The organism is Bacteroidota bacterium (assembly GCA_018698135.1).
Lineage (GTDB): Bacteria > Bacteroidota > Bacteroidia > CAILMK01 > JAAYUY01 > JABINZ01.
Genome location: JABINZ010000161.1, coordinates 47,986 through 62,725 on the forward strand (window position 1 = coordinate 47,986; position 14,740 = coordinate 62,725).

13 protein-coding genes are annotated in these 14,740 nt (G+C 33.8%); 10 read left to right on the forward strand and 3 right to left on the reverse strand.

Annotation, left to right across the window (positions count from 1 at the left end; all coding sequences use genetic code 11):
- Both HOG71_10800 and HOG71_10805 read right to left on the reverse strand, forming a co-directional pair.
- Positions 1 to 954, reverse strand: a complete 954-nt coding sequence (locus HOG71_10800) for an SDR family oxidoreductase (protein ID MBT5991325.1) — start codon at positions 952 to 954, stop codon at positions 1 to 3.
- Complete coding sequence (locus tag HOG71_10805) at positions 951 to 2,282, reverse strand: UDP-glucose/GDP-mannose dehydrogenase family protein (protein MBT5991326.1); 1,332 nt, start codon at positions 2,280 to 2,282, stop codon at positions 951 to 953. Before HOG71_10805 ends, HOG71_10800 begins: the two co-directional genes overlap by 4 nt.
- Before the next feature lie 82 nt (positions 2,283 to 2,364).
- On the opposite strand from HOG71_10805, the gene HOG71_10810 reads away from it, so the two are divergent.
- The 10 genes from HOG71_10810 (at position 2,365) to HOG71_10855 (ending at position 13,490) form a co-directional block, all read left to right on the forward strand.
- Complete coding sequence (locus HOG71_10810) at positions 2,365 to 3,126, forward strand: hypothetical protein (GenBank protein MBT5991327.1); 762 nt, start codon at positions 2,365 to 2,367, stop codon at positions 3,124 to 3,126.
- A gap of 4 nt (positions 3,127 to 3,130) precedes the next feature.
- On the forward strand, positions 3,131 to 4,414 hold the full coding sequence (locus tag HOG71_10815) for a 3-deoxy-D-manno-octulosonic acid transferase (GenBank protein MBT5991328.1): 1,284 nt from the start codon (positions 3,131 to 3,133) through the stop codon (positions 4,412 to 4,414).
- 127 nt (positions 4,415 to 4,541) lie between these two features.
- Positions 4,542 to 5,009, forward strand: a complete 468-nt coding sequence (locus HOG71_10820; GenBank protein ID MBT5991329.1) for a DUF255 domain-containing protein — start codon at positions 4,542 to 4,544, stop codon at positions 5,007 to 5,009.
- A gap of 157 nt (positions 5,010 to 5,166) precedes the next feature.
- Entirely contained in the window at positions 5,167 to 5,679 is a 513-nt protein-coding gene (locus tag HOG71_10825; GenBank protein MBT5991330.1) for a DUF255 domain-containing protein, read from the forward strand.
- Positions 5,680 to 5,760: 81 nt separating this feature from the next.
- Complete coding sequence (locus HOG71_10830; protein ID MBT5991331.1) at positions 5,761 to 6,261, forward strand: DUF255 domain-containing protein; 501 nt, start codon at positions 5,761 to 5,763, stop codon at positions 6,259 to 6,261.
- Positions 6,262 to 6,285: 24 nt separating this feature from the next.
- On the forward strand, positions 6,286 to 7,701 hold the full coding sequence (gene rlmD, locus HOG71_10835) for a 23S rRNA (uracil(1939)-C(5))-methyltransferase RlmD (GenBank protein MBT5991332.1): 1,416 nt from the start codon (positions 6,286 to 6,288) through the stop codon (positions 7,699 to 7,701).
- On the forward strand, positions 7,694 to 8,059 hold the full coding sequence (locus HOG71_10840) for a hypothetical protein (GenBank protein ID MBT5991333.1): 366 nt from the start codon (positions 7,694 to 7,696) through the stop codon (positions 8,057 to 8,059). Before rlmD ends, HOG71_10840 begins: the two co-directional genes overlap by 8 nt.
- A gap of 55 nt (positions 8,060 to 8,114) precedes the next feature.
- The gene (locus HOG71_10845) at positions 8,115 to 9,062 is read left to right on the forward strand and encodes a methylenetetrahydrofolate reductase [NAD(P)H] (GenBank protein MBT5991334.1); all 948 of its coding nucleotides are present in this window, start codon (positions 8,115 to 8,117) and stop codon (positions 9,060 to 9,062) included.
- Positions 9,063 to 9,065: 3 nt separating this feature from the next.
- Positions 9,066 to 12,719, forward strand: coding sequence for a methionine synthase (gene metH / locus HOG71_10850; GenBank protein MBT5991335.1), 3,654 nt, complete (start codon positions 9,066 to 9,068; stop codon positions 12,717 to 12,719).
- 90 nt (positions 12,720 to 12,809) lie between these two features.
- Complete coding sequence (locus HOG71_10855) at positions 12,810 to 13,490, forward strand: PorT family protein (GenBank protein ID MBT5991336.1); 681 nt, start codon at positions 12,810 to 12,812, stop codon at positions 13,488 to 13,490.
- Positions 13,491 to 13,549: 59 nt separating this feature from the next.
- On the opposite strand, the gene HOG71_10860 is transcribed toward HOG71_10855, so the two are convergent.
- Positions 13,550 to 14,740: T9SS type A sorting domain-containing protein (locus HOG71_10860; GenBank protein ID MBT5991337.1), on the reverse strand; the 1,191-nt coding region annotated here is incomplete at its 5' end.

Below are 14,740 nucleotides of genomic sequence, written 5' to 3' on the forward strand. Positions count from 1 at the left end.
CTATTGAAACTCAGCTAATGATTTGAAATATTCTACAGTTTTTTTCAATCCTTCTGTTCTGGTATGATGAGGTGTCCAACCCAATTTTTCTTTTGCCAACGAAATATCAGGTCGCCTTTGCATAGGATCATCAACAGGAAGAGATTCATATACTATTTTAGATTTTGATCCTGTTAATTCAATCACCTCTTTGGCAAAATCCAAAATTGTAATCTCATCAGGATTTCCAATATTTACAGGATAAGCATAATCACTTAAAAGTAATTTGTAAATACCATCCACCTGATCTTTGATATAACAAAATGAACGGGTTTGCAGTCCATCACCAAATACTGTTATATCTTCTCCTCGTAAAGCCTGACCAATAAATGCTGGCAATGCGCGTCCATCATTTAATCGCATTCTTTCACCGAACGTATTGAAAATCCTCACTATTCGGGTATCAAGCTGATGATAAGTATGATAAGCCATGGTTATGGCTTCCTGAAACCGTTTAGCTTCATCATAAACTCCACGAGGACCAATGGGGTTTACATTTCCCCAATAATCTTCTTTTTGCGGATGAACCTGTGGATCGCCATACACCTCTGAAGTTGATGCAATTAATAATCTCGCATTTTTCGCCAATGCTAAACCCAATAAATTGTGCGTACCAAGTGAGCCTACCTTTAATGTTTGAATAGGCATTTTCAGGTAATCAATTGGGCTGGCAGGTGATGCAAAATGCAGGATATAATCCAATTGACCTGGCACATGAACAAACTTGCTTACATCATGATGATGAAATGAGAACTCTTTTAATTTAAACAAGTGTTGAATATTACTCAAACTACCCGTTAATAGGTTATCCATTGCAATAACTTCATAATCTTCTTTAATGAACTTATCACATAGGTGTGAACCAATAAAACCAGCAGCACCTGTTATGAGAACTCTTTTTTTTCTATTACTCATTTATTTTTTTGACTTTCTTCAAAAGCTTTATTCCTTCCAATTGAAAAGTAGGTAAAGCCTAACTCGGCTAATTCTTCATGCTCATACAAGTTACGACCATCAAAAATCACTTTTTCTTTCAAATTTAAAGCAATTTTACTAAAATTAGGATTTCGGAATGCCTGCCATTCTGTAACGATCAGTAAACAATCAGCTCCTTCTAAAACATCATATTGGAAATTACCATAAGTGATTTTATCACCAATTACCTTTTTTATATTAGGCATGGCTTCAGGATCATATGCATGCACTTCGGCTCCTTCTTTCAATAGCTCATCAATAATATATAATGATGGAGCTTCTCTAATATCATCCGTGTTGGCTTTAAAAGCCAGTCCCCACATAGCAATTTTCTTTCCTTTTAAAGATCCGCCAAAATGTTCTTTCATTCTGGGTATTAAAATAGTTTTCTGCTTATCATTAATGGACATTACTGCATGCAGAATATCAAGATTGTAACCATATTCATTAGCAGTTTTTGAAAGAGCCTGAACATCTTTAGGGAAACAACTTCCTCCATATCCTATACCTGAATAAAGAAAATGCTTTCCAATTCTTACATCTGTTCCAATTCCCCTTCTGACCATATCGATATTAGCTCCCATCAAATCGCAAAGATTTGCAATTTCATTCATGAAAGTAATTTTGGTTGCCAGAAATGAATTTGCTGCATACTTTGTTAACTCTGATGATCTCTCATCCATAAAAACAACAGGATTTCCTTGTCTGACGAAGGGTTTATATAATTTATCCATGAGTTCTCTGGCTTTCATGGATCGGGTTCCAACAACAATGCGATCAGGTTTCATGAAATCATCAACAGCAAAGCCTTCTTTCAGAAATTCAGGATTCGAGACAACATCAAATTCCACCAGTGCATTTTCCGAAATTTTAGATATCACTTTATCAGCAGTACCAACTGGCACAGTACTTTTATTTACAATTACTGTGTAATTCTCTAATAAAGATCCTAATTGACCTGCAACATCTAATACATATTGTAAATCAGCGGATCCATCTTCACCAGGAGGAGTTGGCAATGCTAAAAATATAATTTTTGCATCCTGAATTCCCTCTTTAAGATTATTTGTAAAAAACAGCCGTTCTTGTTTAATATTTCTTTCGAATATTACTTCCAAACCTGGCTCATAAATAGGCACTTTCCCAGCCTTCATCATTTCAACTTTATCGATATCGATATCCACACAGGTAACTGTATTACCTGACTCTGCCAAACAAGTTCCGGTTACTAAACCAACATATCCTGTTCCTACAACTGCAATTTTCATTTTTACTGATAGATTATTTTAGAATAAATAAGATGTGCAAATATATAGTTAAATTTGCGAAGAATTTTTAATCTCAGATCAAATGAATGTACGCTTAAAGTTTTTTATTTCCCTTTCATTTTTAGTTATTACTACAACTTCTTTTGGACAAGCAAGCATCAAAGATTCATCAATAAATATGTCAATTGTTGGATTTGATTTTTCTTACAGCATTCCTGATAAAGATATGGCTGATAGGTTTGGAGGGTTTTCACAGCTTGGAATATCCTATTCTTTCAAGTTCAGCAACAATATTATTTTGGGTACATCAGCCAACCTGATGTTCGGAACAACAGTAAAAGAAAATGATATATTTTCAAACATTAGTACAAGTGAAGGTTATTTAATTGATAACCAAGGCTTATTAGTTCCTGTTGCGCAAGAATTACGAGGTTTTAATTGTGACGCAAAAATCTCTTATCTCATACCAGTATTGGGTCCCAATCCAAATTCAGGTTTAATTATTGGAATTGGTACTGGATTTTTACAACATAAGATTTTTCACACCTATAGCTTTGGCCCTCTGTATCAAATTGAAGGTGAATATGCAAAAGGTTATGATCGTTTATCAAATGGAGCAACCTTGATCCAGCAAGTTGGTTATTACCGATTTAACAATAAAAATCTGGGTAGTTTTCATGCTATTTTTAGTATTACTGAAGGATTTACCAAAAACAGACGTGATCTGAATTTCGATATGATGGCTGCTCCTGATGTAAATCGTATGGATATATTTTATAGTTTGTCAATTGGCCTGGACTTACCTCTCTTCACCAGAAGTCCTGATAAATTTTATATCAATTAGTAGCATGTTTTTACGCTTAATGTCAATATTGCTTTATAATGGTTCGATTAAGCTCTATTGGCTTATCATCAAAATAAGTACTCCATTTAGTCCTAAAGCCAAGAGTTGGATTGTGGGTCGTAAAAATGTATTTACAACGCTCCAAGAACACAAATCAGAGAATGAATTTAGGATTTGGATACATGTGTCATCTTTAGGTGAGTTTGAACAGGGAAGGCCAATCATTGAATCACTCAAAAAAAATCACCCCAATCTTAAAATAATCCTGACTTTTTTTTCCCCATCAGGTTTTGAAATCAGGAAAAATTATCAGCAAGCAGATTTGATTACTTATTTGCCAATTGATACTAAAAATAATGCTAAAAAATTCATTGAATTAGTTAATCCGAGTTTAGCCATTTTTATTAAATATGACTTTTGGTTTCACTATTTCAATCAATTAAAAAACAAGAATATTCCTTTGATTCTTGTGTCTGCACTATTTCGCACTAATCAAATATTTTTCAAGTCATATGGGTTCATATTCCTTGATTTATTAAGAATTCCCGATCATATTTTCGTTCAAAATGAAGAAAGTAAGACAATTCTTGAAAAAAATAAGATTCATCATGTATCTGTTATTCCTGATACGCGAATAGATCGTGTTTTTCAAATTTCTAAAACGATTAAAATAGATGAGATTCAAAAAGCGGTAGATTTTAAAGGAGAATCAAAAATATTGATTCTGGGTTCCTCCTATGAAACAGAAGAGAATCTAATCAAAAAAATGATTAGAAACAGTCTGAATGATTGGAAGATTATCATTACACCGCATGATGTAAGTCCAGCTAGAATTCAATCTATTTGTCATGAGTTTAGTGAGCATGCATGTGTGCTTTGGACCGAAAATTATTCGAAAGAAGATATTTCGAAAGCAAGAATATTAATTGTGGATACAATCGGATTACTGAATAAACTGTATTCCCTGAGTAATATAGTATTTATTGGCGGTGGATTTAATAAATCGATACATAATTTACTGGAACCAGCAAGTTTTGGCAATGCAATTATGTTTGGCCCGAATGGACATCAAAAATTTCCTGAAGCAGGTGAATTAATAAATCAAGATGCAGCAGTTTTAATTAAACATCCAGATGATTTTGAATTATCATTAAATAATTTGATTAAAGAAAATGCCTATTTAAATTATGGGCAAAATGCTAAAAATTACATCAATACCCATACGGGTGGAAGTTCAAACGTATTGGATTATCTAAATAAAAACTACCTGACAAAATTTCTGGATTAACTATTTAATTCCTTTTTAACGTAAATAACAATATAAAAATAAATATCTGTTTATATTTGAAAAGCAAAATTGCCTAAAGTATTTTTGATGGAATAGTATTTGATAAATGAAGACAAAACAATAGACAATGAAACAATTTCTAATTATTACTATACTCAGTATTTTTACAACGACTCTCGCTTTCTCACAAACTCAAAATGAACTTAGCTGGCAAAATTGGAACGATGGCTATACAATGGCTAAAAAGAAAGACAAAATATTAATGATTGATCTGTATACGGATTGGTGTGGATGGTGTAAGAAAATGGATAAAGACACCTATACAAACCCTGAGGTTATCAAACTTATCGACAAACACTTTATTCCTGTAAAATTTAATCCGGAATTAAAAAATATCCAATATGATATAGAAGGTAAAAAATACACAGGAATGCAATTGTATGGTATGCTTGTTCAGAATCAAAGGACTGGTTATCCAACAACAGTTTTTCTGTATACTAAGGAAAAGAAATTATATTTAGAGCCAGGCTACAAAAATGCAGCACAGTTTAATCAGATACTGAATAAATACATTAATTTAGATCCAACTAAATAGTTTTTTATTAAATTTTCTCGTCACCATAGTACATTGATTATGTACTATTTAAACTGCTGCAAGGATAACTTCTTGTAAATTAATTTGACATTGGGGGCTATAAGATTGTATATTTACATCATCAAATAAAATTGAAAATGTAAAAGTATTGCAACCCATGAAAAAACTTTTATTCATCCTTTTAGTAGTTATATTAGGCGCTGTATCTGTCCACGCACAGGACTATTCGCAAGCACCTAAATTACCTAAATTACCTAAAGTAAATTGGGTGAGTTGGGATGAGAGTTGCGATATTGCTAAAAATGAAGAGAAAGTTATCATGCTCGATTTATACACCGAATGGTGCGGTTGGTGTAAAAAAATGGATAAAGAAACATTTACTGATGCTGAAATTGTTGAGATAATTAATAATCATTTCGTAGCTGTAAAATTAAATCCAGAGAAAAAAGGACAAACTTTCCTTTACAAAGGACAATCAATAAATTCGCAACAACTTTTAAAACTTCTTGCCGAAGATGAGCAAGTAAAATACCCTGCAATAATATTTTATTACCCAGAGCATAATGAAGTGTTTACTGAAGAAGGATTTCAAAAGCCAAAATCATTCAAACATCTTCTCAAAATTTATGTTAATCACAACGAAAAACTCAATGCAACTGCATTAAAATAATTTCACAAATTACTGTCCCTTCATTTCCCAAGTCTATAGATCATTTTTATTAACTTTGCCGTTTCTTAAAATACGCAAGGAGTGAAGAGAATTTTTCTTTTATTATTTATATTTTCAGGAAGCACTTTTGTTTTCAGTCAGAACCAAGAAATTAATTGGTTGGAATGGGATGTTGCCTATGAAAAAGCACAGAATGAAAAGAAAATTCTTCTGGTGGATCTGATGACAACTAAATGCCCCTATTGTGTAAAAATGGAAAAGGAAACCTATGTTAACCCACAAATAATAAAAATCCTTCAGAATGATTTTATTTGCACTAAGGTTAATCCTAAAAGAGAAGGAATAAAGTATCAAGTTGGTGATGAATCATATACTGGATTAGAATTGATTAAATATCTTACGACTAATTCGATGTATTCCGAAGATCCAAAGGTTAAATTCCCAACAACGGTTTTTATTATGCCTTACAATAAACAAATATTTGTTGAGCCAGGTTTTCAAGAAGCTCAAGTTTTCAAATACATGCTTTTCAATTGTGTAAAAGCAAAAGAAAGACTTGAAAAGAGGCTAAAAAAAGGCTAATACCTACCGAAATCAAATTAATATATACAGGTGAAAAAAAACGAAGTATTTCAACATATTGAAATAGTAGATTTATCTGCTAAAGGAAAGGGGATTACACGAATAAATAATGCAGTAGTTTTTGTTGATCATACTTTACCCGGAGATATTATTGACTTAGAAATCCTTCGTAAAAGGAAAGGATTTTATGATGCAAAATCAGTATTATGGCATACAAAATCACAGAATCGACAAACTGCAATTTGCTCACATTTTGACATTTGCGGAGGTTGCAAGATTCAAAATATGGCCTATGATAGTCAATTAGAATTCAAATTTCAACAAGTTGTAAATAGTTTAACCCGAATCGGTGGGTTAGAAAATCCAAACATTTTACCAATTATTGGCAATAAAACAACTGAATATTATCGAAACAAGCTTGAATATTCCTTTTCTACTTCCAGGTGGTTATCTCAGGCTGAAATCGAATCTGAAGAAGCTATTGAAAATAGAAATGCAGTTGGATTTCACGCACCCGGACGATTTGATAAATTAGTTGATGTTACACATTGCTATCTACAGGAATCGCCCTCAAATGAGATCAGAAACTTCATTCGGGAATATGCAAAAGAGAAGAATTTTAGTTTTTTCAATCCATACAAACATAGGGGGCAATTACGTTCACTCTTTGTACGAACAAGTACAACTCAGGATTTGATGATTAATCTAGTTTTTGGTGAAGAATTGACAGATGAGATGGAACAATTGCTTCAAACTCTTCATACCGAATTCCCACAGATATCATCTCTTTTTTATATGGTAAACACCAAACAGAATGATTCGGTTTACGACATTGAAGCAAAACATTATAGTGGGAATAAATTCATCACTGAAAAAATTAATCACCTGAAATTTAAGTTAGGACCAAAATCATTTTATCAAACAAACTCATTACAAGCTGTTCGATTATATGAAGTGATTAAGGAATTCGGGCAATTCAAACAAAATGAAGTTATTTATGATTTATATTCTGGTGTTGGAAGCATCGGGCTTTTTCTTGCAAAAGATGTTCACAAGGTAATTGGAATTGAAACAGTTGATGAAGCAGTATTGGATGCTGAAGAAAATATGAAATTCAATAAAATTGATAATGCTCAGTATTTTGCAGGACAGGTTGAAGATCTCTTAACTCCTGAATTTGCTGAAAAATATGGCATAGCAGATACCATAATAATTGATCCTCCCCGACCTGGAATTCATAAAAAAGTTATTGAAGCCATTTTAAATCTTTTACCCAAAAAACTAATATATGTCAGTTGCAATCCGGCTACTCAAGCACGCGATATAGAATTATTAACATCTGCATATTCGTTCATCAAAGCACAACCGGTAGATATGTTTCCACATACCTTGCACGTTGAGAATGTATCATTATTGCAATTAAATAGGAATTATGGATAAACACCCTCTATTAGATAGTTTAAAAAAAGACATCGAATTTTATAATAATTCTATTAAGGAAGTTGCATTGGAAATTACTAATGCTAATTTTTCGAAATACCCTATTTTTATTGCACATCAGCATGAAGTGAATCTAGGTGAAGTGATACTGGATAAAGCTGATTATCAAAGAGAATGGACAATCAACGCCACGGTTCTTGAAGACTTAATTGAACATGGAATTGTTGAAGAATCTAAAGCAGCCGATTTCAAAAAAGTATTTAAAAATCCAAAAGAGTTTATTTGCATTTTTCTGATTACCGAAAAAGGAGGCAATTTTATTTTCTCACCCTACAAAAATAAGATCAAATCTAAATAGCGACTCCGTCTATTTATCGTAACTTTGTAATCCAATATAAAACTGACATAGGATTATGAAAGTAATCGAACACATTGAAAAAGCAAAAGAACCATTATTTAGTTTTGAGATTATTCCTCCAGCAAGGGGTAGTAGTGGGCAAGATATCATCAATATTGTTGAAGAATTGCAAGCCTTTCATCCCCCATTTATTGATGTAACCAGTCATTCAGCAGAAGCCTATTATGAAGAATTGAATGATGGCAATATTAAACGAAGAATTCGAAGAAAAAGACCCGGAACTATTGGTATTTGTGGAGTAATTCAAAACCGCTTCAATATAGATACTGTTGCTCATATTTTAATTCGTGGATTTTCAAAAGAGGAAACTGAAGATGCGTTAATTGAATTAAACTATCTGGGTATTCATAATGTTTTTGCATTGAGAGGCGATGAAACTAATTACAAAAAGCCAGTCGAAAATAACAAGAGTATCAACCATTTTACATCCGATTTGGTTAAACAAATTTCAAACCTCAGCAAGGGCGAATATCTCGAAGAAATATTAAACTCCGTTCCTTTGGATTTTGGAATTGGTGTTGCAGGTTATCCAGAGAAACATTTTGAAGCGCCCAATTTAAAAACAGATATCATGCATCTCAAAGAAAAAACAGATGCAGGTGCTGATTACATTACCACACAAATGTTTTTCGATAATTCAAAGTATTTTTCTTTTGTTGATCAAAGTAAAACAGCGGGCATTCATGCACCTATTATTCCAGGGATTAAAATTCTAAACTCGACCAGACAATTATCCAGCATTCCAAAAAATTTCTATGTGGATTTACCCGAAGAATTAGTTGACGAGGTTCAAAAAAATCCAAAACATGTTACGCAAATAGGCATTGATTGGGCTATAAAACAAAGTCAGGATTTATTAGATAAGGGAATTCCCTATTTGCATTATTATATCATGAACGACACAAAAGCAGTTGTTGAAGTAATTAAAGGATTGAAATATTAATAAATGATTAAAGAAATCCTTAAAAACAGAATACTTGTTCTGGATGGTGCTATGGGCACTATGATACAGAAATATACGCTTTCAGAAGAAGATTATCGAGGAAGTCGATTTACAAATATTCAGAATGACGTACAGGGAAACAACGATCTCCTATCTATTACACAGCCAGATATCATCAAACAAATTCATACAGAATATTTAGATGCTGGTTCTGATATCATCGAAACTAATACATTCAATGCCAATGGAATTTCAATGCAGGATTATCAAATGGTGGATCTTGTATATGAGTTGAATTTTGAATCGGCAAAAATTGCAAAAAAACTCTGTGTAGAATATTCAAAACAAAGTCTGGAAAAACCACGTTTTGTGGCAGGAGCCATTGGCCCAACGAACAGAACTGCATCTATGTCGCCAGATGTAAACAATCCTGCCTTCCGAGAAGCTTCTTTCGATGAGTTTGTTGCTGCCTATGAAGAGCAAGTAAAAGGATTGATTGACGGTGGATCTGATATACTGCTTATTGAAACTATTTTCGATACGCTGAATGCAAAAGCAGCTTATATTGCCATTCAAAATATTTTTTCCGAAAAAGGAATTAGTCTTCCAATCATGGTATCAGGAACTATTGTCGATGCCAGTGGAAGAACTTTATCAGGCCAGACAATAGAAGCCTTTCTGATTTCCATGTCGCATATGGATTTGTTATGCATTGGACTGAATTGTTCAACAGGTGCAAAAGACATGTTTCCGCATATTCGTGAGTTGGCCGAAAAATCTTCCACATATGTAAGTGCTTATCCCAATGCTGGTTTTCCAAATCAATTTGGAGAATATGATGAAAGCCCTGAAGCCATGGGCAAGCAATTACAGGAATTTCTTGATTTAGGTGTGATAAACATTGTAGGCGGCTGTTGTGGCACAACTCCAGATCATATCAAAGAATTTAACAAGATTGTTAAAAATATTACTCCAAGAAAAATTACTGAACAAGCCACAATTTCAAGATTAAGTGGATTAGAACCGCTGTATATTCGACCTGATAGTAATTTCATTAATATTGGTGAACGGACCAATGTAGCAGGTTCAAAAAAGTTCCTTCGCTTAATCATGGAAGAGCAATATGAAGAAGCTTTATCTGTAGCAAGAGATCAGGTTGAAGGTGGCGCACAAGTAATTGATGTGTGCATGGATGAAGCCATGCTTGACGCAAAAGCTGCAATGAGCAATTTCCTCAATATGATTGCTGCAGAACCGGATATTGCCAAGCTTCCCATCATGATCGATTCGTCCAAATGGGAGGTTATTGAAGCAGGATTAAAATGTACTCAGGGCAAATCTATTGTTAATTCAATTAGTTTGAAAGAAGGTGTAGAAAGCTTTAAATCACAGGCTAGAATCATCAGAAACTATGGTGCATCTGTTATAATAATGGCTTTTGATGAAAAAGGTCAGGCCGATAGCTTTGAAAGAAGAATTGAAGTTTGCCAAAGAGCATATAATATCCTAACCAAAGAAATTGGTTTCCCAGCTGAAGACATCATATTCGATCCCAATGTTTTAGCCATCGGAACAGGAATCAGTGAGCATAATAATTATGCAGTTGATTTTATCAATACAACCACATGGATCAAGAAAAACTTACCTCTTGCTAAAATTAGTGGAGGAATCAGCAATTTATCTTTTGCATTCAGAGGGAATGATCGACTTCGAGAAGCAATACATTCTGTTTTCCTATTTCATGCTATAAAAGCTGGCTTGGATATGGGCATTGTAAATCCTTCACAACTTGAAGTGTATGACAGCATACCAAAAGAATTGTTGGATTTAACAGAAGATTTGGTGTTAAACCGAAAAGTAGATGCAACTGAAAAATTATTGGAGTTTGCAGAAACCTTAACCAGCGATCCTAAATCAGAAAAGAAACTGGATGAATGGAGGTTACTTCCTGTGAATAAGCGTCTTTCTCATTCTTTGGTAAAAGGTATTACCGATTTTATTGATGCGGATGTTGAGGAATCACGACAAACATTTGAATTTGCATTAGAAGTAATTGAAGGACCCTTGATGGATGGGATGAATGTAGTTGGTGAATTATTCGGTTCAGGCAAAATGTTTCTTCCACAGGTGGTTAAAAGTGCACGTGTCATGAAAAAAGCGGTTGCCTTTTTAACACCCTTTATTGAAGAAGAAAAAAGACTGAGTGGCGATAAGTCATCTGCTGGAAAAATTGTTCTGGCAACTGTAAAAGGTGATGTTCATGATATAGGGAAGAATATAGTTGGTGTTGTGCTGGCATGCAATAATTATGATATTATCGACATGGGTGTGATGGTCAAAAAAGAAGATATCATTCAAAAAGCAATTGACGAGAAGGCCGATATTATTGGATTAAGTGGCCTCATTACACCTTCGCTTGAAGAAATGACTAAAGTGGCATCCGAATTAGAAAGACTAAAACTCAATATCCCATTACTCATTGGAGGTGCTACAACATCTGAAGTGCATACTGCTGTAAAAATAGATACAAACTATTCGGCTCCTGTTATTCATGTGAAAGATGCCTCTCAGAGTGTTCAAATTGCCAGTCAGCTTTTATCCAAAAAAAGTAATTCGATTACGAATGATCTGAAAATCAAGTACAGTAAAATTCGGGATTTTCATGAGTCGCGGAAAACAAAGAAAACCTATGTTGATCTGGATCAAGCTCGAGCCAATAAATTAAAGCTGGATTGGAAAAACTACAAACCAACTCAACCCCAGTTTATCGGGACAAAAGTGATCAAGAATTATTCAATAAAGGAAATTGCTAACTATATCGACTGGACATTTTTCTTTTTAGCCTGGAAGATTGAAGGACAATATCCACAAATATTGGATGATCCAATCAAAGGAGAAGAAGCAAAAAAAATATTTACAGATGGTCAAAAAATGCTAAACGAAATAATTGATCATAATAAGCTTCAAGCCCATGGAGTACTTGGTTTTTGGCCAGCTCATGCAAAAAATGACAATATTATTCTTCAGGATGAAAATAAGCAAGAAATAGCCAAGTTTCATTTCCTCAGAAACCAATTGAAGAAAGAAAATGATGCAAATGTTTCACTGGCTGATTATGTGCCAGATGAAAATCAAAATACAGAAGAATACTTAGGTGCATTTGCAGTTAGTTGTGGATTTGGAATTGAAAAATGGATTAAAAAGTACGAAAGTGATCATGATGATTATTCAGCCATTATGATTAAAATTATTGCGGACAGACTAGCTGAAGCTTTTGCTGAATTATTACACGAAAAAGTCCGTAAAGAATTTTGGGGATTTGCAAAAAAAGAATCGCTAACAACTGCTGAACTGATTAAAGAAAAATACCAGGGAATTCGTCCCGCCATTGGTTATCCATCTGTTCCTGATCATACCGAGAAGCAAATTCTTTTTGACTTACTACATGCAACCGATGAAGTCGGTATTCATTTAACAGAGAGTTATGCTATGTATCCGGGTGCTTCTGTCAGTGGTTTTTATTTCGCTCATCCCGATGCACAATACTTTGTGATTGATAAAATCTCAAAAGATCAGTTGGAAGATTATGCATCCAGAAAAGGAATTAGTGTTGAAGAAGCTGAAAGGTGGTTAGCTACTAATCTGAACTACCAATAAATTGTTGATTATTTACTGTTATAATCGATAGAGCATTTTTATTATTCCCATATATTTGTTTCCTTCATTAAAAAGGCAAAAATCAAAATAATGACAAAACTTTCAATTTTATTTGTATCACTGCTATTGATAACTGCAAGTGTTCAGGCACAAAACTATTTTGGAATTAAAGGTGGTATCTCTTTTACCAGTATGTCGGGAGGACATTTGGGTATAGCTTATGAAGACCGAGGCGAAATTGGTGGAACCACCGGATTAACTGCTGAATTTGTAATCAACGATTACTTTTCATTAGCACCAGAATTAATATTTAGCAGAAAAGGGACTGAAATCTATAAAGGAGAATCAAACATTACCATTGCAACACGCACGGATATTTATCATTTTGGATATATGGAAATACCATTGCTTGCAAAGATTGGCTATGATTTGGATTTCATGGAGGTTTTTGTAAAAACAGGACCCTATTTAGGCTTTATTTTAGGCGGAATGGCATCTGAGGAAGGAACAGGTATCATTGGTAAAAGAGAATTAAGTCTCGATCAATATTTTAGTGATACAGAACGTAATCAGGAATTTACAAAATTTGACATGGGCTGGTATCTTGGAGGAGGAGCAGCAATTTATGCGGGACCAGGTAAAGTATTTCTTGGACTACATTATGATATTGGTTTTATGGAAATTGCACAAGATAATCCGACCTATACATACAAAAGTATGGGATCGAACAGAGCTTTTATAATTGAAGCCGGCTATTTGTACGAATTCTAGAATCTGAAGATAAAATGTAAAAAAAGCACAGTTTAACCGCTGTGCTTTTTTTTTACTTTCTATAGTTTCACAATTTGCAATACAGCTCGCTGCCCCACTCCATTTGAAATAATTATATAATATGTTCCGGCTTTAGCACGAATAATTAAATCAATTTCACTTGTATTGCTGTGCGATGAAGAAGTAATCGTTTGCCCCATTTCGTCTGTAATATGAACAAATATATTCTCATGAACTTTGCCTAAATCAACTTTCAATGAACCAGATGTTGGATTCGGGAATACATTCAATTTCTCAGCAAATGAGTTCTCTTTTATACTTGAAATCTCAATATAGTAGCAATTTGATGTATCAAGGCAGTTCTCTTTTTGTATTTCAACTGCATAATTTCCTGTTTTATCTGCAATAAAAAACTGGTTTGTTTCATTTACAATCACCTGATAAGCTGCATCACAGTCCAACCACTGATACTTAAGAGATACAGTACTTGCCTTGAGTGTGTCTCCTAGTTGAATTACCGACATGTCAATATCAACAACAGTTAAATTGATGGTAATCAAGCTATCACAACCATTATAATTTAGAATAGTATCGAAATAAATCCCACTTGTAAAATAAGTCTCATCTCCGCTGGGAACTATATAACTATCGCATACTTTTTCTAAAATTGTACTTGATGTTTGGTGATTCACTGTGAGATTGATAGTCAGCAAACTATCACAGCCAACATAATTTGAAATGGTATCTGAATATACACCGCTGATTGTATATGTTTCGTCTCCACTGGGAACTATATAGCTGTTGCAAACTGTTTCTGAAATGGTAGATGATGATTGATAGTTCACTGTCAAATATATCCTTAGCAAACTGTCACAACCAGCATAATTTGGAATTGTGTCAGCATAAACACCGCTGATTGTATATGTTTCGTCTCCACTTGGAACAATGTAGCTGTTGCATACAGTTTCTGTAATAGTGGATGATGATTCATAGTTCACAGTCAAAATAATCGTTAGCAAACTGTCACAACCAGTATAATTTGGAATTGTGTCAGCATAAACACCACTACTTGTATAGGTTTCGTCACCACTAGGAACAAGATAGCTATTGCAAACTGTTTCTGAAATGGTAGATGATGATTGATAGTTCACTGTCAAATATATCGTTAGCAAACTATCACAACCAGCATAATTTGGAATTGTGTCAGCATAAACACCGCTGATTGTATATGTTTCTTCTCCACTAGGAAC